The organism is Streptococcus sp. KHUD_018 (genome assembly GCF_054861215.1).
The window spans coordinates 620,762-643,199 of record NZ_CM142176.1; the positions used below are offsets into that span (position 1 = coordinate 620,762).

The following is a 22,438-nucleotide window of genomic DNA, read 5'->3' on the forward strand; positions in this document are numbered from 1 at the left end:
ATTTGCAATCAGAAAGGGATGTTATGTCCATTATTCAAAAACTTTGGTGGTTTTTCAAGTTAGAAAAACGCCGTTATCTAGTCGGGATTGTGGCCCTGGTTTTGGTTTCCGTTCTCAATCTCATTCCACCTATGGTTATGGGACGAGTCATTGATGCTATCACATCAGGGCAATTAACCCAGCAGGCCCTCCTTCTTGACCTATTTTACTTGCTTCTTGCGGCCTTTGGGATGTACTATCTGCGCTATGTTTGGCGTATGTATATCCTTGGGACTTCCTACCGTTTGGGACAGATTATGCGCTCTCGCTTGTTTGAGCATTTCACAAAAATGTCTCCAGCCTTTTATCAAACCTATCGGACTGGGGACCTGATGGCACACGCAACCAACGATATCAATGCCCTAACGCGTCTGGCAGGGGGCGGTGTTATGTCTGCCGTGGATGCCTCTATCACGGCTTTGGTGACCTTGCTGACCATGCTCTTTAGCATTTCGTGGCAAATGACGCTAGTTGCCATTCTACCCTTACCTTTCATGGCTTATGCGACCAGTCGTCTAGGGAGAAAGACCCACAAGGCTTTTGGCGAATCGCAAGCCGCCTTTTCTGAACTCAATAACAAGGTGCAGGAGTCCGTATCAGGTATTAAAGTGACCAAGTCTTTCGGTTACCAGGCGGACGAGTTGAAGTCCTTTCAGGCAGTCAATGAATTGACCTTCCAGAAGAACCTGCAAACCATGAAATACGATAGTCTCTTTGACCCTATGGTTCTCTTGTTTGTTGGTTCATCCTATGTCTTAACCCTCTTGGTCGGTTCTTTGATGGTTCAGAAAGGGCAAATCACGGTTGGGAATCTGGTCACCTTTATCAGTTATTTGGATATGTTGGTCTGGCCTCTTATGGCTATTGGTTTCCTCTTTAATATTACTCAGCGAGGAAAGGTTTCTTATCAGCGGATTGAGGATCTTTTATCTCAGGAATCACCTATAAAAGATCCTGAATGTCCTCTGGACAGTATCGAAAATGGACGTTTGGAGTACGCCATTGACAGCTTTGCCTTTGAAAATGAGGAGACACTGACGGATGTTCACTTTAGTCTGGAAAAAGGGCAAACCCTAGGCTTAGTCGGGCAGACAGGCTCTGGGAAAACGTCCTTGATTAACCTTCTCTTGCGAGAATACGATGTGGATAAGGGAGCTATTTATCTAAACGGTCATGATATTCGGGACTATCGTCTGACAGACCTTCGCAGTCTCATGGGCTATGTCCCTCAGGACCAGTTTCTCTTTGCGACCTCTATCTTAGACAATATCCGCTTCGGTAATCCGAACTTGCCCCTTTCAGCAGTTGAGGAAGCGACTAAGCTAGCTCAAGTTTACCAAGATATTGTAGACATGCCTCAGGGCTTTGATACAGTTATCGGTGAAAAAGGAGTCAGTCTTTCAGGTGGTCAAAAGCAACGTCTGGCTATGAGTCGGGCTATGATTTTAGACCCTGATATCTTGATTCTAGATGCTTCCTTGTCCGCCGTGGATGCCAAGACGGAGTATGCCATCATCGACAATCTCAAGGAGACGCGGAGGGATAAGACAACCATTATCACAGCCCATCGCCTCAGTGCAGTTGTCCATGCAGATCTGATTTTGGTTCTGCAAAATGGCCAAATCATAGAACGGGGCACGCACGAAGACCTGCTAGTCCTAGATGGCTGGTATGCCCAAACCTACCAGTCTCAGCAGTTGGAAATGAAAGGAGAAGAAGATGCAGAATAAGAAAGAACAATTGGCTGTATTGAAGCGCTTGATGTCTTATCTCAAGCCCTATGGCCTCCTGACCTTTTTGGCACTCAGTTTTCTCCTTGCGACGACGGTCATTAAAAGTGTCATTCCCCTTGTGGCTTCCCACTTTATCGACCAGTACCTCAGCAATCTTAATCAACTGGCCGTGACCGTTTTGCTGGTCTACTATGGTCTTTATCTCCTGCAAACTCTAGTTCAGTATGTTGGAAATCTTCTCTTTGCGCGGGTGTCCTACAGTATTGTCAGAGATATTCGTCGGGATGCCTTTGCCAATATGGAAAAACTGGGCATGTCTTATTTTGACAAGACGCCAGCAGGATCCATCGTTTCTCGTTTGACCAATGATACCGAGACCATCAGTGATATGTTTTCAGGGATTTTATCCAGCTTTATCTCAGCAGTTTTTATCTTTCTGACAACTCTGTATACCATGTTGGTGCTGGATTTTCGTTTGACAGCTTTAGTTTTGCTATTTCTTCCCTTGATTTTCCTTTTGGTCAATCTCTATCGGAAAAAATCAGTGAAAATCATCGAAAAAACCAGAAGTCTCTTGTCGGATATCAATAGTAAGCTGGCAGAGAATATCGAGGGAATCAGGATTATCCAGGCCTTTAACCAAGAGAAGCGCCTGCAAGCAGAATTTGATGAAATCAACCAAGAACACTTGGTCTATGCCAACCGATCTGTAGCCTTGGATGCCCTCTTTTTGAGACCTGCCATGAGTTTGCTGAAACTCCTAGGCTACGCCGTTTTGATGGCCTACTTTGGTTACCGTGGTCTTTCTATAGGGATAACGGCCGGAACTATGTATGCCTTTATCCAGTACATCAACCGTCTCTTTGATCCCTTAATTGAGGTGACGCAAAACTTTTCAACCCTTCAAACTTCCATGGTGTCTGCAGGTCGTGTCTTTGCCTTGATTGACGAAACGACCTATGAGCCTCTTCAAGAAGATGGACCAGCCAAAGTCCAAGAAGGCAATATCCGTTTTGAACATGTGTGTTTCTCATATGATGGCAAACATCCGATTCTGGATGATATTTCCTTTTCAGTTAACAAGGGCGAAACCATTGCCTTTGTAGGTCATACAGGTTCGGGGAAATCTTCGATTATCAATGTCCTCATGCGTTTTTATGAATTTCAGTCAGGCCACGTTCTCTTGGATGATGTGGATATCAGGAACTACAGTCAGGAAGAGCTGAGAAAAAACATCGGTTTGGTCTTACAGGATCCCTTCCTCTATCACGGGACTATCAAGTCCAATATCGCCATGTACCAAGATCTTAGTGATGATCAGGTCCAGGCTGCAGCTGCCTTTGTCGATGCAGATTCCTTTATTCAGGACCTTCCGCAGGGTTATGATGCACCTGTTTCTGAGCGTGGTTCGAGCTTTTCTACTGGCCAACGCCAGCTTCTTGCCTTTGCTAGAACTGTCGCCAGTCAGCCTAAAATCCTGATTTTGGATGAAGCGACAGCCAATATTGACTCTGAAACAGAAAGTTTGGTTCAAGATTCCCTAGCTAAGATGAGACAGGGTCGGACGACCATTGCTATTGCTCATCGCCTTTCGACCATCCAAGACGCCAACTGCATCTACGTCTTGGACAAGGGGCGTATCATCGAGAGTGGAACCCATGAGGAACTCTTGGCCTTGGGAGGAACCTATCACAAAATGTATAGCTTGCAGGCTGGGGCCATGTCCTAATACTCTTTGAAAATCTCTTCAAACCATGTCAGCTTTATCTGCAACCTCAAAGCTGTACTTTGATTTTCATTGAGCACCAGAAGGAAATTCTTCAAATCACAGATTTCTTGCACCGCCTTTTCCATTTTGTGGTATAATGAAAAATGTTGACAAATAGTATAATAAAAACAAAGGAGAAACAGCATGCTGAAATGGGAAGACCTACCCGTGGAAATGCAATCAAGCGAGGTTAAGTCTTACTACCAGCTTGTCTCTAAAAGGAAAGGTTCGCTGGTTTTCAAGCGTTGCCTGGACTGGGTTCTGGCCCTGTTTTTGCTACTTTTGACCTCTCCCGTCTTTCTTGTCTTGAGCATTTGGATCAAGTTGGATAGCAAGGGACCTGTCATTTACAAGCAAGAGCGCGTGACCCAGTATAATCGTCGGTTCAAGATTTGGAAGTTCCGTACTATGGTAACGGATGCGGATAAAAAAGGAAGTCTGGTGACTTCTGCTAACGATAGTCGCATTACCAAGGTTGGAAATTTCATCCGCCGTGTGCGTTTGGACGAACTACCTCAGCTGGTCAATGTCCTTAAAGGCGAAATGTCCTTTGTAGGGACCCGTCCTGAAGTGCCACGTTACACAGAGCAGTATAGTCCTGAAATGATGGCGACCTTGCTCTTGCCAGCAGGAATCACCTCTCCAGCCAGTATCAACTACAAGGATGAGGACACCATCATCAGTCAGATGACAGAGAAAGGTCTGTCGGTTGACCAGGCCTATGTCGAACATGTCCTTCCTGAAAAGATGCGCTATAATCTCGCCTATCTCCGAGAGTTTAGTTTCCTTGGAGACATCAAAATCATGTTTCAAACCGTGTTTGAAGTACTAAAATAAAGTAGTCATGAGAAAATGAGTACAGATAAAAGGAGCAAATCAATGCCAAATTACAATATTCCATTTTCACCTCCCGATATTACCGAAGCTGAAATTGCTGAAGTAGCGGATACCCTTCGTTCTGGTTGGATCACAACAGGTCCGAAGACAAAAGAACTGGAGCGCCGCTTGTCTCAATACACACAGACACCTAAGACTGTCTGCCTCAACTCTGCGACAGCCGCTCTTGAGTTGATTTTGCGTGTTTTGGAAGTGGGACCTGGGGATGAAGTCATCGTTCCAGCTATGACTTATACAGCTTCATGTAGTGTTATCACACACGTAGGAGCGACACCTGTCATGGTGGATATTCAAGCAGATACGTTTGAGATGAACTATGACTTGCTTGAGCAAGCCATCACTGAAAAGACTAAGGTGATTATTCCGGTTGAGCTTGCAGGGATTGTTTGCGACTATGATCGTTTGCTCCAAGTGGTGGAGAAGAAACGGGACCTCTTTACAGCTGCTAGCAAGTGGCAAAAAGCCTTTAACCGTATCGTAATTGTCTCAGATAGTGCCCATGCTTTGGGATCTACTTATAAAGGACAACCAGCTGGATCTATCGCTGACTTTACTTCCTTCTCATTCCACGCCGTTAAGAACTTTACAACGGCTGAGGGAGGAAGTGCGACTTGGAAAGCCAATCCAGCGATTGATGACGAAGAGATGTACAAGGAGTTCCAAATCCTTTCCCTTCACGGTCAAACAAAGGATGCTCTTGCCAAGATGCAATTGGGTTCATGGGAGTACGATATCGTTACACCGGCCTACAAGTGCAATATGACGGATATCATGGCTTCGATTGGTTTGGTACAATTGGACCGTTACTCTGGGTTGCTAGAACGTCGTAAGGACATCGTGGACCGCTATGATCGTGGTTTTGCGGGCACTCGTATTCACCCACTGGCACACAAGACTGATAGTGTCGAATCTTCACGCCACCTCTACATCACTCATGTAGAAGGAGCAAGTTTAGAAGAACGCAACCTTATCATCCAAGAATTGGCTAAAGCAGGAATTGCAAGTAACGTACACTATAAACCGCTTCCACTCTTAACAGCCTATAAGAATCTTGGCTTTGATATGGCGAATTATCCTAAGGCCTATGCCTTCTTTGAAAATGAAATTACGCTCCCTCTTCACACTAAATTAAGCGATGAAGAAGTGGATTACATCGTTCAGACTTTGGTGAGAATTTCTGAAGAAATCCTCGGTTCTGGAAAAAAATAATAAAAAATCTTGACAAAAAGCGGACAATAGCATATAATATTCTCAACAAATCAGAAAAGTAACTATTTTTGATCTTCAGGGAGCCTGTGGTGATTGTGAACAGGTGGTTGGAAGTAGTGAAAGTGGGCTGATTTTAAAAATGAATTTGAAACAATGAAAATTCGGTGCGCACACCTTACAGTGCAACTTGTTGTTAGACAAGGCAGAGATGTAAAGGGGAATAGTCCCTTTATAATTGAGGTGGCACCGCGTTACCAACGCCCTCACATGGAAGTAGATTCTGTGTGTGGGCTTTTTTCTTTCGGTCATTTTGTTTATCTTTTATTAGGGCGTTAAGTCGCTTTGATGAACTTGAGTTCTATCTGCAGCTCCTTGCCTACTACTAAAAGCAAACAAAAAGCCGAATTAATATGGAAAGAGGAAAAATTTTATGACAACTAAAGGTTATTTTGGACAATTTGGTGGTAGTTTTGTACCGGAGCCGATTCAAGCTTTGTTGGATGAGTTGGAAGTGACATTTGATAAATACAAGGATGATCCAGAATTTTTGGCAGAATTTCGCCATTACTTGAAGGATTATTCTGGTCGCGAAACACCGCTTTATTTTGCGGAAAGTTTGACAGACCACCTAGGTGGAGCTAAGATTTATCTCAAGCGCGAAGACCTTAATCACCTTGGTTCTCACAAGCTCAACAATGTTTTAGGACAAATTCTTCTTGCCAAACGTATGGGCAAAAAACGAGTGATCGCAGAAACAGGAGCTGGTCAGCACGGTGTTGCGACAGCAGCTGCTGCAGCCAAGTTTGGTATGGCCTGTGATGTCTATATGGGGGCAGAGGATGTTGAGCGTCAACGTCTCAATGTTTTCCGTATGGAGATGATGGGAGCAACTGTTCACGCAGTTGAAACGGGAACGCGAACTCTCAAGGATGCGGTTGATGCAGCCTTTGGAGCATGGATGAATGACCTTGAAGCCTTCTACGTTTTGGGATCTGCTGTAGGACCTCATCCTTATCCTACCATTGTCCATGAATTCCAAAAGGTCATCAGTGAGGAATCTCGCCGCCAAATCTTGGAAAAAGAAGGCCGTTTACCAGACTACGTCATTGCCTGTGTAGGTGGTGGTTCCAATGCCATCGGAGCTTTTTCTCAGTATGTGGCTGATGAAGAAGTCAAATTGGTTGGGGTCGAAGCTGCCGGTCACGGACTTGACACAGACAAGCATGCAGCCACTATGACAAAAGGTAGTGTCGGAATTGTCGATGGTATGAAGACCTATGCAGTCTTTAAGGAAGACGGAGAGCTAGCGCCAGTTTACTCTATCTCAGCTGGTTTGGACTATCCAGGGGTTGGTCCAGAACACGCCTACTTCAAAGATTCTGGCCGCGTAGAATACGTAGCAGCAACAGATGAAGAAGCTGTTCAAGCCTTGCTCCTTCTCAGCAAGACTGAAGGGATTATCCCAGCAATCGAAAGTTCGCATGCCATCGCAGAAGCGGTTAAACGTGCACCGAAACTAAGTAAAGATGAGATTATCATCATCAATGTCTCTGGTCGTGGAGACAAGGACGTAGCTGCGATTGCAGACTACCTAGAAGATAAAAAATAAGAGATGGAAAAATTACAGTCCTTTCTCTCACAGAGAGCTTGTGGTTGCTGGAAACAAGCAGAGAAAGCTGTAAGGTTGGGTCCATCTGAAACGAGAGAAGAAAACATAATTCTCAAGGGAGTGCCCTTTATCGCACAGCCTGTTATAGGAAAGTTCTGAGACAGGAATGAGAGATAGGAGAAATCCTATAATTGAGGTGGCACCGCGAATTTCGTCCTCACGCAAGTTATTTTGCGTGGGGATTTTTATATATTTATCGTAGATATGGCTATCAGTTTTAAATTATGCTTTATCACTAAATAAATTTCTATAAAATATTTGCGAACGAAGTGAGCATTAAACCGCTATTTCCCGCCATAGTGGTATTCTAGAGAAGCATCTTTGCTTCTCTAGAACGGAATTTTTGAGAGTAAAATAGTTTGGGGAACTATTTTAGCCTGAGCCTAGAAATGAATGAGCGAGGAGCTCGAAAATTAGGTCTTTCATTTCATGGATTTCTAAAATCATCCACTGGATAATTTTACCTCCCGTCCGCACTATTTAAGGGAAATAGAAAAAAGACCAAAAATTAAAAATAAGAAACTGAAAGGGAAATTACAATGGAACGAATCATTCATGGAGATGTCTTATCACCAATCTTGGCTTATATGCGCTTAAAAGGGCAACACAAGGTTATCCTAGAGAGTATTCCGAGAGACAAGGAAACCGCTCGTTTTTCTATCCTAGCCTATAATCCTGTTTTTGAGATTCAGTTTGAAAATGGAGTCCTTTATCAAAATGGTCAAGTGATTGATCGGGATCCTTTGGATTTCCTTTATGAAGTGACTCATAAGAGCCAACACCATTCAGATCTCCCTTTTGGTGGGGGAGCTATTGGCTTTGTCGGTTACGATATGATTTCTCTTTATGAAGAAATTGGCCAAATCCCTGAGGATACCATTGGAACGCCAGACATGCATTTCTTTGTCTATGAGAGTTATATGGTCTTTGACCACAAGAAAGAAAAAATTCATGTCATAGAGGATGCTCTTTATAGCGATCGCAGTCAAGAAGATTTGGAAAAAGCCTTGAACCAAGTGCTTGAGGAATTACGCATTCCTGCTCCAAATGAATTTGAAGATTTGGATCTATCTCCGTTGAACTTCAAACCGCATATCGCTCCTCAGAAGTTTGAGGAAATGGTGGAAACTTCTCGTGACTTGATTCGTAATGGTGATATGTTCCAATGCGTGCTCAGCCAGCGTTTCTCAGCAGAAGTTACTGGAAATCCATTTGACTTCTACAGAAATCTCCGCGTGACCAATCCATCTAATTACCTCTATTTCTATGATTTTGGGGATTATCAAATCATCGGTGCTAGTCCTGAAAGTTTGGTTTCTGTCAAAAATGGCATTGTGACAACTAATCCGATTGCGGGAACGCGACCAAGAGGGGCTACGGATGAAGAGGACAAGGCCTTGGCGACAGACCTGCTTTCTGATGAGAAGGAAACAGCAGAACATCGAATGTTAGTAGACTTGGGGCGTAACGATATCGGTAGAATTGCTGAAACGGCAAGTGTCCAAGTCACCAAGTATATGGAAGTGGAGCTCTTCCGCTATGTCATGCATTTGACCAGCGTGGTCAAGGGACGTTTGCTTCCAGAACTCAATGCCATGGATGCCTTGAAAGCTACACTTCCAGCTGGAACAGTGTCAGGAGCTCCAAAGATTCGGGCCATGAGACGCATCTATGAACTGGAGACGGAAAAACGAGGCGTATACGCAGGAGCAATCGGCTACTTGTCTGCGACGGGTGATATGGATTTCGCCATTGCCATCCGAACTATGATTCTCAAAAATCAAACAGCCTATGTGCAGGCTGGGGCAGGGATTGTCTATGATTCTATCGCCCAAAACGAATACCAAGAAACCATTAACAAGGCTAAATCTATGACTAGAATTGGAGAACTAAGACCATGATTTTATTGATTGATAACTATGATTCTTTTACTTATAACTTGGCTCAATACATTGGGAATTTTGCAGAGGTGCAGGTTTTGAGAAATGATGATCCCAAGCTGTATGAAGAAGCTGAAAAAGCAGATGGTCTGGTTTTTTCTCCCGGTCCTGGTTGGCCAATTGATGCCGGAAAGATGGAAGACATGATTCGTGACTTTTCAGGCAAGAAGCCAATTCTAGGGATTTGTTTGGGTCATCAAGCCATCGCAGAAGTCTTTGGTGGGAAGCTAGGCTTGGCTCCAAAAGTCATGCATGGGAAACAGAGCCATATCAGCTTTGAAGCGCCATCTGTTCTCTATCAAGGCATTGAGGATGGTCGTCCAGTCATGCGTTATCACAGTATTTTGATTGAAGAAATGCCAGAAGACTTTGAAGTGACAGCTCGTTCGACTGATGACCAAGCTATTATGGGAATTCAACACAAAAGCCTGCCGATTTATGGCTTCCAGTACCATCCAGAAAGTATCGGAACGCCAGATGGCTTGTCTTCTATTCGGAATTTTATCGAGAAGGTTGTAAAGTGAGGAAACTAGGATGAAAGAGATTATTGAAAAACTAGCAAAATTTGAACATTTATCAGGTGTGGAAATGACGGACGTCATTGAGCGTATCGTAACTGGGCGTGTAACCGAAGCGCAGATTGCTTCTCTCCTTTTAGCTCTTAAGATGAAGGGGGAAACACCGGAAGAGCGCACAGCCATTGCACAAGTCATGAGAGGGCATGCCCAACACATTCCAACTGAAATCCATGATGCTATGGATAACTGTGGTACAGGTGGGGACAAGTCTTTCAGCTTTAACATCTCAACAACTGCAGCCTTTGTCTTGGCTGGTGGCGGCATCCATATGGCTAAGCACGGTAACCGTTCGATTTCTTCAAAATCTGGTTCTGCAGATGTCCTTCAAGCATTGGGCATCGATCTTGACCTCAAACCAGCTGAACTAGGTAAGGTTTTTGATAAAACTGGCATCGTCTTTCTCTTTGCTAAAAATATGCATCCAGCTATGAAATACATCATGCCAGCACGTTTGGAACTAGGAATTCCAACGATCATGAACTTGACTGGTCCACTGATTCACCCAATGGCTTTGGAAACACAGCTTCTTGGTATTAGTCGTCCAGAACTTCTAGAAAGTACAGCTCAGGTTTTGAAAAATATGGGTCGCAAACGTGCCGTCGTGGTTGCTGGACCAGAAGGTCTTGATGAAGCTGGCTTGAACGGAACAACCAAGATTGCTCTTCTTGAAAATGGTGAAATTACCTTGTCAAGCTTTACTCCAGAGGATTTGGGGATGGAGCGCTACGCTATTGAAGATATTCGTGGAGGGAATGCTCAGGAAAATGCAGAGATTTTGCTTAGCGTTCTTCAAAACGAACCAAGTCCATTCTTGGAAACGACAGTTTTAAATGCTGGCCTTGGTTTCTATGCTAATGGTAAGGTAGATAGTATCAAGGAAGGAGTTGCCTTGGCCCGTCAAGTGATTGCCAGTGGTAAGGCCCTTGAAAAACTCAGACTGTTACAGGAGTACCAAAAATGAGTCAGGAATTTTTAGCACGAATTTTGGAGCAGAAGGCGCGTGAAGTTGAGCAAATGAAGCTGGAGGAAATCCAGCCCTTGCGCCAGACCTATCGCTTGGCTGACTATTTAAAACAACATCAAGGCCGTTTGCAGGTCATCGCTGAGGTCAAGAAAGCTAGCCCTAGTCTGGGAGATATCAATCTCGATGTAGATATTGTGCAACAGGCCCAGACTTATGAAGCAAACGGCGCAGTAATGATTTCTGTTTTGACAGATGAAGTTTTCTTTAAAGGGCATTTGGATTATTTACGTGAGATCTCCAGTCAGGTAAACATTCCAACGCTCAACAAGGACTTTATCATCGATGAAAAGCAAATCATCCGTGCTCGCAATGCCGGCGCGACAGTTATCCTGCTCATCGTGGCAGCCTTGTCAGAAGAACGCCTCAAGGAACTGTATGACTACGCGACAGAGCTTGGTTTGGAAGTCTTGGTGGAGACTCACAATCTAGCTGAACTAGAGGTGGCCCACAGACTTGGTGCTGAGATTATTGGGGTTAATAACCGCAACTTGACGACCTTTGAGGTCGACTTACAAACCAGTGTAGACTTGGCCCAGCACTTTAAGGAAGGTCGCTATTACATTTCTGAATCTGCTATTTTCACAGGGCAGGATGCGGAACGAGTAGCACCATACTTTAACGGAATTTTGGTGGGAACAGCTCTCATGCAGGCAGAAGATGTAGCCCAGAGAATCAAGGAGTTGCAGATTGACAAAGGTTAAGATTTGTGGCCTATCGACCAAAGAAGCGGTAGAGACAGCTGTTTCAGCAGGGGCAGACTACATTGGTTTTGTCTTTGCACCTAGTAAAAGGCAGGTGACCTTGGAAGAGACCGCAGAGCTGGCAAAGTTCATTCCTGCTAATGTTAAAAAGGTTGGTGTATTTGTTTCACCAAGTCGAGCAGAATTGCTAGAAGCAATTGACAAAGTTAGCTTGGACTTGGTTCAAGTTCATGGTCAGGTGGCAGATGAGTTGTTTGAAGATTTGCCTTGTAGCAGTATTCAGGCCGTGCAGGTAGATGGAAATGGTCATGTGCCTCATTCTCGGGCAGACTATCTCCTCTTTGATGCCCCTGTGGCTGGGAGTGGCCAGACCTTTGACTGGGGTCAACTGGATACGACAGGACTAGCTCAGCCCTTCTTTATCGCAGGTGGGCTTAATGAAGACAATGTAGCAAAAGCAATTCAACACTTTACTCCCTATGCAGTAGATGTATCAAGTGGAGTGGAGACGGATGGACAAAAAGATCATGAAAAGATTAGAAGATTTATAGAGAGAGTAAAGCATGGCATATCAAGAACCAAATAAAGATGGATTTTATGGAAAATTCGGCGGACGTTTCGTCCCAGAGACATTGATGACAGCAGTTTTGGAGTTGGAGAAGGCCTACCGTGAAAGTCAGGCAGATCCAAGTTTCCAAGAGGAATTAAACCAACTCTTACGTCAGTACGTAGGACGTGAAACTCCTCTTTACTACGCAAAAAACTTGACCCAGCATATCGGTGGAGCTAAGATTTATCTCAAACGGGAAGACCTCAACCATACAGGGGCCCACAAGATTAACAATGCCTTGGGACAAGTTCTTCTGGCTAAACGCATGGGCAAAAAGAAAATTATCGCTGAAACGGGTGCTGGTCAGCACGGTGTGGCAACTGCAACAGCTGCAGCCCTCTTTAACATGGAATGTACCATTTACATGGGTGAGGAAGATGTCAAACGCCAAGCCCTTAATGTCTTTCGTATGGAGCTTTTGGGAGCTAAGGTTGAGGCTGTGACAGATGGTTCGCGCGTGCTCAAGGATGCGGTTAATGCAGCCCTTCGTTCATGGGTGGCTAATATCGATGATACTCACTATATCCTTGGTTCTGCCTTGGGACCTCATCCTTTCCCAGAAATCGTTCGTGACTTCCAAAGTGTCATTGGTCGAGAAGCCAAACAACAGTACCGTGACTTGACAGGCCAAGCCCTACCAGATGCCCTAGTAGCCTGTGTTGGTGGTGGTTCGAATGCCATCGGCCTTTTCCATCCATTTGTAGAAGATGAGTCAGTAGCTATGTATGGAGCTGAAGCAGCAGGGCTTGGTGTGGATACAGAGCATCACGCAGCGACCTTGACCAAGGGTCGTCCGGGTGTTCTCCACGGTTCTCTTATGGATGTGCTCCAAGATGCCCATGGTCAAATTCTTGAAGCCTTCTCTATCTCAGCAGGTTTGGACTACCCTGGTATCGGTCCAGAACATTCTCACTATCATGATATCAAACGTGCCAGCTATGTTCCTGTGACTGACGAAGAAGCCTTGGAAGGATTCCAACTCTTGTCTCGTGTGGAAGGAATTATCCCAGCCTTGGAATCAAGCCACGCCATTGCCTTTGCAGTGAAATTGGCCAAAGAACTTGGTCCAGACAAGTCTATAATTGTCTGCCTATCCGGTCGTGGGGACAAGGATGTAGTTCAAGTCAAAGACCGCTTGGAAGCAGATGCAGCAAAGAAGGGAGAAGCCCATGCCTAAGACTTTAACAGAAAAATTGAACGCTATCAAAGCAGCTGGAAAAGGAATTTTCGTTCCCTACATCATGGCTGGGGACCACGAGAAAGGTTTGGATGGACTCGCTGAAACAATCCACTTTTTAGAAGATTTGGGTGTCTCTGCCATTGAAGTGGGTATTCCCTTTTCGGACCCTGTTGCAGATGGACCTGTGATTGAAGAAGCTGGCTTACGTAGTCTAGCTCACGGGACTTCTACTCAGGCTTTGGTTGAAACCTTGAAAACCATTCAAACTGAGGTGCCACTGGTCATCATGACCTACTTCAACCCGCTCTTTCAGTATGGTGTGGAGAACTTTGTCAAAGATTTGGCAGATACAGCAGTTAAGGGCTTGATTATCCCAGACCTGCCTCATGAGCATGCCAACTTTGTAGAGCCATTTTTGGTAGACACAGATATCGCCTTGATTCCCTTAGTTAGTTTGACCACAGGACTTGAGCGCCAAAAAGAGTTGATCAAGGGAGCTGAAGGATTCGTCTATGCCGTTGCTGTCAATGGGGTGACAGGGAAATCAGGAAATTACCGTGCAGACTTGGACAAGCACTTGGCGCAATTGCATCAAGTAGCTGACATCCCAGTCTTGACAGGTTTTGGTGTATCTAGTCAAGCCGATGTCGAACGCTTTAATGCGGTGTCAGATGGCGTTATCGTCGGTTCGAAAATTGTAAAAGCTCTCCACCAAGGAGAGCCGATTGAGGACTTTATCAAACAAGCAGTAGCTTACCAAAAATAATCACACAAACAGCAAGTAAGAGGAAAGGCACAAAAGGAAGTCTTTCCTTTTTCTTTTGTAGGAGAAAGGCTAGAATACCCGTCGCAGAAGCAAACTGGATCAAGATCAGTAATTCGATCGCGCTAAAGACGAGAGCACAAGAAGCCAGAAAGAGAAAATCACCTGCTCCTATGCGGATATCGATAAAATGAGCTATGATCCCAAGGACAAGGAAGAAGACCATGACCAGATTCCAGCCAGAGGAAGCCATGAGGATTAGGTGGAAAGTCATCCAGACTAGTAAGGGATATTCCTGATGGCGAAAGTCGTAGATGCCCAAGGTCAAACCAGCAGCGATTAGGATGACTTGACCCAAGGAAAGAAAGCCCCAAGACCAAGACAGAAAGAGGAGACCTAAGCCTAACTCAAAAACAGCGTACCAGAAAGGATAGTGTGCCTTACAATAGCGGCAGCGAAAGCGATTGAGCACCTGCGAGAGAATCGGAATCAAGTCCAACGGACGCAAGCGAGTTTGACAGGAATCGCAGTGACTGGCTGGACTGATAATGGATTGCTCAGGGAAACGGTCAATGACCAAACCGAGAAAGGAAGCGAGAATGCTCCCGACAAGAAAAAAATAAAGATCAATCATACTTATCTATTCGTAAAAAATAGAAAAAGTAGTATAATAAAGAAACATAGATAAGATGGTGAGGAAAATATGACAATTCGTTTTGAAGAAAATGTGAGCGTAGAAAATGCTCAGCTCGTATGCAAATGGTCCAACTCCCTTGGCAAATCCTTTCAAGAACAATGGATGGGAACAATGATTCCTTTTCCCTTGACAATTCAAGTCTTACAAGATTTGGAAGGAATCTTTTCAATCTTTGATGGACAAGAGTTTGTGGGGCTTATCCAGAAAATCAGGCTAGAAGACAGGAATCTTCATATCGGGAGATTTTTTATCAATCCCCAGAAACAGGGGCAGGGCTTAGGTAGCCAGGCTTTAAGGAAATTTGTTAGTTTGGCCTTTGAAAATGAAGACATAGATACTGTCTCTCTAAATGTCTACGAGGCAAATCAAACAGCTTACAATCTTTACCAAAAAGAAGGATTTGAAATCGTTCAAATGGTTGAAACACCTATACGAAAATACGTTATGAAAAAGTTTAGATAGAAAGCAAAAAAGCCTTGGTTCCCAAAGCTTTTTTATGTTATAAACTCATTAAAAGAACCCCCAGTTAGATTTGGAATATTTTTTATTCTGTGTCATATAAAAATAAATAAAATGAATGGCTATAGCTAGAGCTAAAATGGTTGTAATACTCACTACTATTATAGGATTAGAAGCAAAGATTAAAGAGAGAATCAAGGCAGCCAGATAGAGTGTCGCTTGGACACAGTAGTAACTTTTCGAATAGCGAAGATAGTGTTTGTTACAGGGCCCATTTACTAGGACAGCAACTTGGAAGAGGCCAAATCCGATATAAGAGAAGATGGTTGCAAAGAGACGATTAGCTTCAGGATTCTGAAGAAAACTCATCGATACAGTCATCATAATAAGTCCAATGAAAATAGGATAGTGACTGTAAATTAGAAATAGTCCCTTTTGATTAGATTTTTCATCAATAGCATGGTCGAATTGACCAAAATAAAACAAGAACAGAGAAATCATAATAATGAAATAAAGAACCGAATAAATCGAGAAATTCTCGATTGTAAAGAAGTTAGCTAGCTCCGTAATCATCTCTCCAAACATAATAATGACAAGAAGGGAGATACGCTCGATTAAATGGGGGAGATTTACCTGGTAATGCTTATCTTTATTAAGCAAGATACTTGGCATAATAAATGTTAGCAGAATACTAGCAAATAAGATATAGACTCTAAGGTAAATAGGAAGAAGAGCTGTTAGATAGACTCCTAAACTTCCTAGACCTGTTATCCATAGAAAACCTTTGATACTTTCCCGATTAGCATCATCGGTTGATTTTCTAAAAAATTCAACCAAATATTGAAAAAATAAGGTAAGGGTTAATGTACCAATAGCCCAACAGAGATAATGAAAATATTGTTGCCAATCAGGTCCAATCATATTGGCTATAAAGAGTAAAATTCCCATTTTGATAAACATGATTACTATGTTAAATAAAGAGTTCTTTCCATAGCGATTGGTATAATCGGTTTGAATCATCCAGGAATCGATGAGAAACAAAGTAGCAATGAGAAAATCAAGGAAAGAATTCCAAGTCAAAATACCGTTATGAAGATGGTCAATTAAAGTAGTTACTTTTGAAATTGCAAAAACAAAAACTAAGTCATAAAAAAGTTCTGAAAATTCTACACGTTTATGTTTAATAAGAGTTGTCATCTTAAGACCTTTCTATTTTAGAAGTACAATTTATTATAACAGAAAATGGTAAAAAAAAAGGAGATGCTTAAATAACTTCATGTGACGCGAATGAACTGCGCCACAAAAGTTAGGTTTTTTCTGTCTAACTTTTGGGGTGCAGTTCAGAAGGGGTGTTTTTTCTATCGTTTTTTAGTGCTAAGACTACACAAAAAAGCCTTGATTCCAAGGCTTTTTCCTGTTGATTTAGATGCCCCCTACAGGGATTTGGAAAGGACTTTCATATTGAGAGCAATTAAAAATATTGAAATATAAGTGATTTTAGGTATTTTCAATGTCATGATTTAAAAATGGGACAAAAGTGGGGCAAAAACCATACAGATTCTAAACTGTATGGTTCTTTTTTTATCTAACCAAGAAAGGTTAAAACTTATTAAAACACATGCAATCAACTGTTGAAAACTTTTTAGTCCGTGTAATATAAAAACAAGTAAAAAGTTGAACTATAGGGAATATTGTGTCATAATAGGTAATAGATGAATAATTAATAGATTGGAAATAATGCTTTCTTACCTTAACAAGTTGAATTGGTTATACATTTTTTCGTCGCAATTGTGTCTATCTCTCGAGTTTAGCTAGTTTTTATAAGCTCTGGTTTCTAATCAATATAACAAATTTTAGAAGTGCATAAGACAAGATGGTGACATTATTACAGTCATTTCTAGTCACCATATGTTGCTGGCACAGGCTGTTTGTAGTGTTGGCTATTTACTAGTCAGTTTAATCGGAGTGTTTAATTTTTATTGTTGAAAGGTTTTTATATGGCGAAAATTCTATCTTTAGGTCTGACAGGTAAGAAATTACTTGCTCAGGGGTTCTTGTTTGTTCTGCTAGGTCTCATCTTGATGGTCACGGGGACTTGGTTGCCAGTAACAGTTATTCGCCTGGTTCTGTTTTTAGCTTGGATAGCAACGGTCGTAGATTTGCTATTAAGAGTTTTCAAAAAAAGCCAGTCAACGGATACCTTGGGAGTTGCACTGGTTAAATTGTTAGTGCTGGGATATTTGCTAGGTTCTAATCTTGCGACTGATATACCGATTTATGTTCTGGCTCTTGTGATTGGAGTTTATCAGATTTTTCATGCTAGTATTAACCTTGCCACCTATGTTCTCTACCGCAAAAACAAAATTCGACCTCGTTTTCGTCTCTTACTAGATGGACTCGTACTAGTTTTTCTTGGTGGGACTAGTCTTTTGTCCTCTACAGGAAATTCTGTCTTTCAACTCTTTGTATTAGGGGCTTATTTTTTCCTTTATGGTGTGTCCAATATCCGTGATGGTTTCTTGTTTGAGGAGGAAATTGGGAAAAACCATCTCAAACGTCGTATTAGAATTAGCTTACCTATTGTCCTAGCCGCTCTCATCCCTGCAAGAACTTTAGCAAAAGTTAACAAATTTATGCTGGAAAATGCTGATGAGGAAGAAGATATCCATCTTGGAATAGTGAAGTCTGGTAAGACAGCGGAGCTAGAAATTTTTGTTCATACAGCTGAGACCTCTCTGTTTTCGGCAATTGGTCATGTGGATATCTGCTATCAAGGCCGTGTTATTTCTTATGGCAACTATGATCCGTCTTCTGAGACCTTATTTGGCATGGTAGGAGATGGTGTCTTATATTTCTGTGATCGTGACAAGTACATTGACCTATGTAAACGTGAGAGTCAAAAAACGCTTTTTGGTTATGGGATAGATTTGACGCCTGAAATGGAAAAAGCAGTTCAGAAAAAGTTGGCTGAATTGAAACAACTGACGATTCCATGGGAGCCAAGTGCAGATAAAATCATGACAGGTGATGGTAAGGAAGACTACACCTACGCTTATAAAATCAGACATGAGACAGATGGGGAACTTTATAAATTTATCAAATCTAAGTTTAAATCCTACTTTGTCTTATCTACAAACTGTGTGCTCTTGGCTGATACCATAGTCGGTCAGGCTGGCACCGATATCCTCTCACCCAAAGGATTTATCGCTCCAGGAACTTACCAAGCCTACCTTAATCGAGAGTTTGAAAAACCAAATAGTATAGTCGTATCTAAACATGTTTATTAAGGAGAATTTATGAACTTAGTAAAAAAATACACCCCGTTAATACTTTTTATAGGGCTGGTTGCTCTTGTAATTCTGAATGCATCGAGCTTTATATCAGGAGCAATCTCTCTCTTTGATGTAATATCAACCTTGATTTATGGTGCTGTTATTGCTTTTGTGCTTAATGTTCCTATGAAAAAAATTGAACAGTACTTAGTTAAATTGAAGGTAAAGGCAGAGTTGCGTCGTCCGATTGCCATGGTACTTGTTTTCCTAGCTCTTATCTTAATCGTGATTGCTCTTTTGGTTTTGGTGCTGCCAACCCTAGCCCAGACTATTAGTCAGCTGGGAACAGTCCTTTCAACAGTCCTTACTCAACTTGGGAAATTGCTAGGCAGCTCGGAATTTGTAACCAAAGACATGTTGTCAACTATCGTATCAGGCATACAGGGACAATCTAGTTCTATTAGCCAAGCTTTGATAGGTTTTTTATCAGGTCTGACTAGTAATATCGGCAATATTTTTTCAAGTTTGATGAATGCCTTTTTGATTATAGTCTTCACCTTTTTATTTTTATCCAGTAAGGAACATTTGGCAGCGATGACGAGTCGACTTCTAAAAGTTTTTCTTCCAGAGAAGGTGGTGATAAAGTTGACTTACATTGGACAAGTAGCACTAGAGACTTATGACCAATTTTTGATGAGTCAGCTGATTGAAGCAGTTATCATAGGAGTTATGATAGCGGTTGGTTACAGCGTGTTTGGGATACCCTATGGAGTAATGACAGGTATCTTTGCAGGAGTGCTATCGTTCATTCCTTATGTAGGGCCTATGATTGCTTGTGTTGTGGGAGCGATTTTTATCTTCACAGTGAGTCCTACTCAAGCCTTACTTTCTCTTCTTCTATATCAAGTTATACAGCTGATTGAAGGAAACCTTATTTATCCTAGAGTTGTAGGTCAGTCTATTGGTTTGCCAGCTATTTTCACGCTTGCGGCTGCTAGTATTGGAGGCAATCTCTTTGGCTTACTTGGGATGATATTCTTTACACCGATATCTGCTGTTATCTATCGATTGGTTAAGGAATTTGTCGTTGCAAAGGAAAATCAGCTAGATTAAGAAAAACTAAATTTAATAAGATATACTGAGAAGAGAGTGAGAGATTCTCTTCTCTTTTATTTTTAAATACTTTTCTACAAAAAGCTATTAGACGTTAAAAAAAGCCTTGGTTTCAAGGCTTATTTCTGTTGATTTAGATGTGCCCCCTGCAGGGCTCGAACCTGCGCCCCATAGCTTAAGAGTCTACTGCTCTACCAACTGAGCTAAGGAGGCAACAGAAAAAGCTGAGAATGTAACTTCCCAGCTATTTTAATATGCCCAAAATGGCAGCTAGATTATTTACGAAAGGCATCAAGGATATAGGTGAAACCAACAATTAAAAATGCAAAGGCAACGACATAAACGACAAAGACACTTGTAGCTACTGGATTGAACAAAATCACTAGACCTAGTAAAAATGCAAGCAACGCTATCCACATGATATGGTTGCCAATAATAGGGAAAATCAATCCCAGACGATTGCCTTTAAAGAAAGCTATAATGGCTTCTACAATTAACCAAATTCCTAAAATAGTTGGAATGACAACTGGCAGCGTCACAAAGCCATAGGCAACGAGGTAAAGAGCTAAGAGAAGATTAACAATCCCTTGGAAAAGATGAGCTGGTGAGCGAAGCTCTTTTGGTACAGAGAAATAGCCTAAAATAGCTGCTATAGAAGAAACCAGTAAACCAAATGCAATCCACCAGCTGTAAGCAACAAGATTAGCTACTGGGTTTGTAAATAGCAAAAGTCCTAAAAGGACAAAAACAACTCCTGCAAGGAATAGCAGTAAACGATTAGAAAATTTCATTTCAATACCCCCTATATAGTATAGTATAGTTTGATAATAAAAATATTATACACCTTTTTAGAGGAAATGTCAATAAACAAAATGGAAAATTTGGAAGTTTCAGTCTGATTCATGAAAAGAAAATCAGTTTTTATTATTTTGAAAATAAAAAGAGAAGATAAAATTTGTCTTCTCTACATGAAAATATTGTATGGAATCAAAGCAAAAGTAACTGGCTTTACACTATTTGTAAAGATGTAATTTGATTCAAAAAGAAAAGATAGATTTAAAATGTGGGACAAATGATGGGGTAAATCAGTTATAGACAAGCAAAAAAAGCCTTGATTTACAAGGCTTTTTCCTGTTGTATTTAGATGCCCCCTACAGGGATCGAACCTGTGACCCACGGATTAAGAGTCCGCTGCTCTGCCAGCTGAGCTAAGGAGGCAAAGAAAAAAGCTGTATTGGTGCCGAAACTTCACGGTTTGTATTGAACCCGCGCAATTAAGCAGGTGGGCAACTCGCTCTAACTGAAGCTGTTTCCGTGTGAGACGGCCTACATGCTGTTAGAAGACTTTTGTTTCCCTAATAATACAAAAAATAGTCGGTCAACACTTAAGTGTGAAGTCGTACACCACAGCGTTTCTATGTTTATATAATACCACTTTTTCAAAAAAAATCAAGAGGAAAGTGCAATTTTTTGAAAAGGATTTCAGATTTTTCGCAAACGGTCGATGGCTTCCTTTCTTTGAGCTAAAGCCCGTTCATATTTACCAGTATCTTCTGCTTGGAAATAGTGATGATTACGAATTTTTTCTGGTAGATAGTCTTGCTTGACCCAATTTCCAGGGTAGTTGTGTGGATAGAGATAGTCTTGGGCATTCCCCAGTTCCTTGCTTCCACTGTAGTGCCCATCACGCAGGTGTCGCGGAATAGGCAAGTGCCCTGATGTTTTGAGGTCGGCAAGAGCCTTATTCATAGCTACATAGGCTGAGTTGGATTTTGGAGAAAGGGCCAAATCAATGACGACATTGGCAATGAGAATGCGGGCTTCTGGGAAACCAATCCTTTGTGCAGCACCCAGAGCAGTCACGGTGTGAATTTGGGCCTCAGGATTGGCTAAGCCGATATCTTCATAAGCGATAACAGTCAAACGACGAGCGAGACTTGGCAAATCACCAGCCTCAATCAAGCGGGCAGCATAGTGAAGACTGGCATCAACATCTGAGCCACGGATAGACTTTTGCAGGGCTGAGAGGACATCGTAGTGTCCATCCCCATCTTTGTCCATGGTAATATAACTCCGCTGCAGGCTATTTTCCATGATATCCAAAGTTATATGGCGGATTCCCTTGTCATTTTCGGGGGTAGAGAGAACAGCCAAGTCCAGTGAGTTGAAGGCAGAACGCAGGTCTCCATTTGTAGAGGTGGCAATGAAGTCCAGCGCATCCTCATCTAGTTCTACTGGAAAATCAAAACCACGTTCAGGGTTATTTAGAGCTATCTGCAGGGCCTCTTTGACGTCTTGGTTAGACAGAGGTTCCAACTCAAAAATTTGAACGCGACTGCGAATGGCAGGAGTGACAGAGAAGAAAGGATTTTCAGTTGTAGCGCCAATCATGATGACCAGTCCACTTTCCAAGAGAGGCAAGAGGAAGTCTTGCTTGGTTTTATCTAGTCTATGAATCTCGTCAAGGAGTAGTACAAGTCCACCTGAAAATTTAGCCTCTTCAGCTATTTCTTGTAGCCGTTTTTTACTATCAACAGTGGCATTGAAGGTCCGAAAGGCATACTTGGTGGTTCCAGCGATGGCTGAAGCGATACTGGTTTTTCCGATGCCCGGAGGTCCGTAGAGAATCATGGAGGACAGGCGGTTGGCTTCCACCATGCGACGGATGATTTTTCCAGATCCGACCAGATGCTCCTGACCGATGACTTGGTCGATGGTTTTAGGGCGCATACGAAGCGCGAGATTGTCTGGCATAGCAGTCCTTTCTAACATGGATTTTCTGATGT

19 protein-coding genes, 2 tRNA genes and 2 other annotated features are annotated in these 22,438 nt (G+C 42.4%); of the genes, 15 read left to right on the top strand and 6 right to left on the bottom strand.

Going from position 1 to position 22,438, the window contains the following annotated elements; translation table 11 throughout:
* Positions 1 to 23 precede the first annotated feature (23 nt).
* The 12 genes from ACVBD2_RS03130 to trpA all read left to right on the top strand — a co-directional run bounded on the left by ACVBD2_RS03130 (position 24) and on the right by trpA (position 14,114).
* Positions 24 to 1,769, top strand: a complete 1,746-nt coding sequence (locus ACVBD2_RS03130; protein ID WP_461686091.1) for an ABC transporter ATP-binding protein — start codon at positions 24 to 26, stop codon at positions 1,767 to 1,769.
* Positions 1,759 to 3,501, top strand: coding sequence for an ABC transporter ATP-binding protein (locus tag ACVBD2_RS03135; protein ID WP_461686092.1), 1,743 nt, complete (start codon positions 1,759 to 1,761; stop codon positions 3,499 to 3,501). Before ACVBD2_RS03130 ends, ACVBD2_RS03135 begins: the two co-directional genes overlap by 11 nt.
* Before the next feature lie 183 nt (positions 3,502 to 3,684).
* Entirely contained in the window at positions 3,685 to 4,377 is a 693-nt protein-coding gene (locus ACVBD2_RS03140) for a sugar transferase (protein ID WP_000922231.1), read from the top strand.
* 42 nt (positions 4,378 to 4,419) lie between these two features.
* A complete protein-coding gene (locus tag ACVBD2_RS03145) occupies positions 4,420 to 5,646 on the top strand; it encodes a DegT/DnrJ/EryC1/StrS family aminotransferase (protein ID WP_461686093.1) in 1,227 nt (408 codons plus the stop codon).
* A 42-nt stretch (positions 5,647 to 5,688) separates the two neighbouring features.
* Positions 5,689 to 5,914 (top strand) — a binding site (T-box leader).
* A 162-nt stretch (positions 5,915 to 6,076) separates the two neighbouring features.
* Complete coding sequence (gene trpB / locus ACVBD2_RS03150; protein ID WP_268703021.1) at positions 6,077 to 7,255, top strand: tryptophan synthase subunit beta; 1,179 nt, start codon at positions 6,077 to 6,079, stop codon at positions 7,253 to 7,255.
* Positions 7,252 to 7,477, top strand: a binding site (T-box leader). It overlaps the preceding gene by 4 nt.
* Positions 7,478 to 7,854: 377 nt before the next feature.
* Positions 7,855 to 9,216 (top strand): anthranilate synthase component I, encoded by a 1,362-nt coding sequence (gene trpE / locus ACVBD2_RS03155; RefSeq protein WP_049519689.1) that lies wholly within the window; start codon positions 7,855 to 7,857, stop codon positions 9,214 to 9,216.
* Complete coding sequence (locus tag ACVBD2_RS03160) at positions 9,213 to 9,779, top strand: aminodeoxychorismate/anthranilate synthase component II (RefSeq protein ID WP_007521088.1); 567 nt, start codon at positions 9,213 to 9,215, stop codon at positions 9,777 to 9,779. The genes trpE and ACVBD2_RS03160 overlap by 4 nt, the downstream gene beginning before the upstream one ends.
* A gap of 10 nt (positions 9,780 to 9,789) precedes the next feature.
* Positions 9,790 to 10,794 (top strand): anthranilate phosphoribosyltransferase, encoded by a 1,005-nt coding sequence (gene trpD, locus ACVBD2_RS03165; protein ID WP_461686094.1) that lies wholly within the window; start codon positions 9,790 to 9,792, stop codon positions 10,792 to 10,794.
* Positions 10,791 to 11,558, top strand: a complete 768-nt coding sequence (gene trpC / locus ACVBD2_RS03170) for an indole-3-glycerol phosphate synthase TrpC (RefSeq protein WP_461686095.1) — start codon at positions 10,791 to 10,793, stop codon at positions 11,556 to 11,558. The genes trpD and trpC overlap by 4 nt, the downstream gene beginning before the upstream one ends.
* Positions 11,545 to 12,144, top strand: a complete 600-nt coding sequence (locus ACVBD2_RS03175; RefSeq protein ID WP_461686096.1) for a phosphoribosylanthranilate isomerase — start codon at positions 11,545 to 11,547, stop codon at positions 12,142 to 12,144. The genes trpC and ACVBD2_RS03175 overlap by 14 nt, the downstream gene beginning before the upstream one ends.
* Entirely contained in the window at positions 12,122 to 13,345 is a 1,224-nt protein-coding gene (gene trpB, locus ACVBD2_RS03180; protein ID WP_461686097.1) for a tryptophan synthase subunit beta, read from the top strand. Before ACVBD2_RS03175 ends, trpB (ACVBD2_RS03180) begins: the two co-directional genes overlap by 23 nt.
* Positions 13,338 to 14,114 (top strand): tryptophan synthase subunit alpha, encoded by a 777-nt coding sequence (gene trpA, locus ACVBD2_RS03185; RefSeq protein ID WP_461686098.1) that lies wholly within the window; start codon positions 13,338 to 13,340, stop codon positions 14,112 to 14,114. The genes trpB (ACVBD2_RS03180) and trpA overlap by 8 nt, the downstream gene beginning before the upstream one ends.
* Here the strand turns inward: trpA and ACVBD2_RS03190 are convergent.
* Positions 14,086 to 14,745, bottom strand: a complete 660-nt coding sequence (locus ACVBD2_RS03190) for a prepilin peptidase (RefSeq protein WP_461686099.1) — start codon at positions 14,743 to 14,745, stop codon at positions 14,086 to 14,088. The genes trpA and ACVBD2_RS03190 overlap by 29 nt on opposite strands.
* Positions 14,746 to 14,814: 69 nt before the next feature.
* Here ACVBD2_RS03190 and ACVBD2_RS03195 point away from each other — a divergent pair, with 69 nt between their 5' ends.
* Positions 14,815 to 15,270 (top strand): GNAT family N-acetyltransferase, encoded by a 456-nt coding sequence (locus tag ACVBD2_RS03195; protein WP_461686100.1) that lies wholly within the window; start codon positions 14,815 to 14,817, stop codon positions 15,268 to 15,270.
* Positions 15,271 to 15,318: 48 nt separating this feature from the next.
* On the opposite strand, the gene ACVBD2_RS03200 is transcribed toward ACVBD2_RS03195, so the two are convergent.
* The gene (locus ACVBD2_RS03200) at positions 15,319 to 16,464 is read right to left on the bottom strand and encodes a low temperature requirement protein A (RefSeq protein WP_461686101.1); all 1,146 of its coding nucleotides are present in this window, start codon (positions 16,462 to 16,464) and stop codon (positions 15,319 to 15,321) included.
* Positions 16,465 to 17,264: 800 nt separating this feature from the next.
* On the opposite strand from ACVBD2_RS03200, the gene ACVBD2_RS03205 reads away from it, so the two are divergent.
* Together ACVBD2_RS03205 and ACVBD2_RS03210 are read left to right on the top strand one after the other, a co-directional pair.
* On the top strand, positions 17,265 to 18,554 hold the full coding sequence (locus ACVBD2_RS03205) for a hypothetical protein (protein ID WP_109290192.1): 1,290 nt from the start codon (positions 17,265 to 17,267) through the stop codon (positions 18,552 to 18,554).
* 9 nt (positions 18,555 to 18,563) lie between these two features.
* Positions 18,564 to 19,652: an AI-2E family transporter gene (locus ACVBD2_RS03210; RefSeq protein ID WP_165442221.1), complete on the top strand. Its 1,089-nt coding sequence runs from the start codon at positions 18,564 to 18,566 to the stop codon at positions 19,650 to 19,652.
* Positions 19,653 to 19,792: 140 nt separating this feature from the next.
* Here the strand turns inward: ACVBD2_RS03210 and ACVBD2_RS03215 are convergent.
* The 4 genes from ACVBD2_RS03215 to ACVBD2_RS03230 form a co-directional block, all read right to left on the bottom strand.
* Positions 19,793 to 19,865, bottom strand: a tRNA-Lys gene (locus ACVBD2_RS03215).
* A 62-nt stretch (positions 19,866 to 19,927) separates the two neighbouring features.
* On the bottom strand, positions 19,928 to 20,443 hold the full coding sequence (locus tag ACVBD2_RS03220; protein ID WP_261098187.1) for a DUF308 domain-containing protein: 516 nt from the start codon (positions 20,441 to 20,443) through the stop codon (positions 19,928 to 19,930).
* 354 nt (positions 20,444 to 20,797) lie between these two features.
* Positions 20,798 to 20,870, bottom strand: a tRNA-Lys gene (locus ACVBD2_RS03225).
* Positions 20,871 to 21,134: 264 nt separating this feature from the next.
* Positions 21,135 to 22,406 carry a replication-associated recombination protein A gene (locus tag ACVBD2_RS03230; RefSeq protein ID WP_461686102.1) on the bottom strand — a complete coding sequence of 424 codons (1,272 nt, stop codon included), beginning with the start codon at positions 22,404 to 22,406 and terminating at the stop codon, positions 21,135 to 21,137.
* Between the last annotated feature and the right edge of the window lie 32 nt (positions 22,407 to 22,438).

What these genes read in the sequence shown, in the direction of transcription:
- trpE (WP_049519689.1), top strand. Translation starts at nt 7,855, where the DNA reads ATGGAACGAATCATTCATGGAGATGTCTTATCACCAATCTTGGCTTAT.
- trpB (WP_461686097.1), top strand. Translation starts at nt 12,122, where the DNA reads ATGGCATATCAAGAACCAAATAAAGATGGATTTTATGGAAAATTCGGC.
- trpD (WP_461686094.1), top strand. Translation starts at nt 9,790, where the DNA reads ATGAAAGAGATTATTGAAAAACTAGCAAAATTTGAACATTTATCAGGT.
- ACVBD2_RS03160 (WP_007521088.1), top strand. Translation starts at nt 9,213, where the DNA reads ATGATTTTATTGATTGATAACTATGATTCTTTTACTTATAACTTGGCT.
- ACVBD2_RS03195 (WP_461686100.1), top strand. Translation starts at nt 14,815, where the DNA reads ATGACAATTCGTTTTGAAGAAAATGTGAGCGTAGAAAATGCTCAGCTC.
- ACVBD2_RS03200 (WP_461686101.1), bottom strand. Translation starts at nt 16,464, where the DNA reads ATGACAACTCTTATTAAACATAAACGTGTAGAATTTTCAGAACTTTTT.
- ACVBD2_RS03230 (WP_461686102.1), bottom strand. Translation starts at nt 22,406, where the DNA reads ATGCCAGACAATCTCGCGCTTCGTATGCGCCCTAAAACCATCGACCAA.
- trpB (WP_268703021.1), top strand. Translation starts at nt 6,077, where the DNA reads ATGACAACTAAAGGTTATTTTGGACAATTTGGTGGTAGTTTTGTACCG.
- ACVBD2_RS03145 (WP_461686093.1), top strand. Translation starts at nt 4,420, where the DNA reads ATGCCAAATTACAATATTCCATTTTCACCTCCCGATATTACCGAAGCT.
- ACVBD2_RS03220 (WP_261098187.1), bottom strand. Translation starts at nt 20,443, where the DNA reads ATGAAATTTTCTAATCGTTTACTGCTATTCCTTGCAGGAGTTGTTTTT.
- ACVBD2_RS03140 (WP_000922231.1), top strand. Translation starts at nt 3,685, where the DNA reads ATGCTGAAATGGGAAGACCTACCCGTGGAAATGCAATCAAGCGAGGTT.
- ACVBD2_RS03205 (WP_109290192.1), top strand. Translation starts at nt 17,265, where the DNA reads ATGGCGAAAATTCTATCTTTAGGTCTGACAGGTAAGAAATTACTTGCT.
- trpA (WP_461686098.1), top strand. Translation starts at nt 13,338, where the DNA reads ATGCCTAAGACTTTAACAGAAAAATTGAACGCTATCAAAGCAGCTGGA.
- ACVBD2_RS03190 (WP_461686099.1), bottom strand. Translation starts at nt 14,745, where the DNA reads ATGATTGATCTTTATTTTTTTCTTGTCGGGAGCATTCTCGCTTCCTTT.
- ACVBD2_RS03130 (WP_461686091.1), top strand. Translation starts at nt 24, where the DNA reads ATGTCCATTATTCAAAAACTTTGGTGGTTTTTCAAGTTAGAAAAACGC.
- ACVBD2_RS03135 (WP_461686092.1), top strand. Translation starts at nt 1,759, where the DNA reads ATGCAGAATAAGAAAGAACAATTGGCTGTATTGAAGCGCTTGATGTCT.
- trpC (WP_461686095.1), top strand. Translation starts at nt 10,791, where the DNA reads ATGAGTCAGGAATTTTTAGCACGAATTTTGGAGCAGAAGGCGCGTGAA.
- ACVBD2_RS03210 (WP_165442221.1), top strand. Translation starts at nt 18,564, where the DNA reads ATGAACTTAGTAAAAAAATACACCCCGTTAATACTTTTTATAGGGCTG.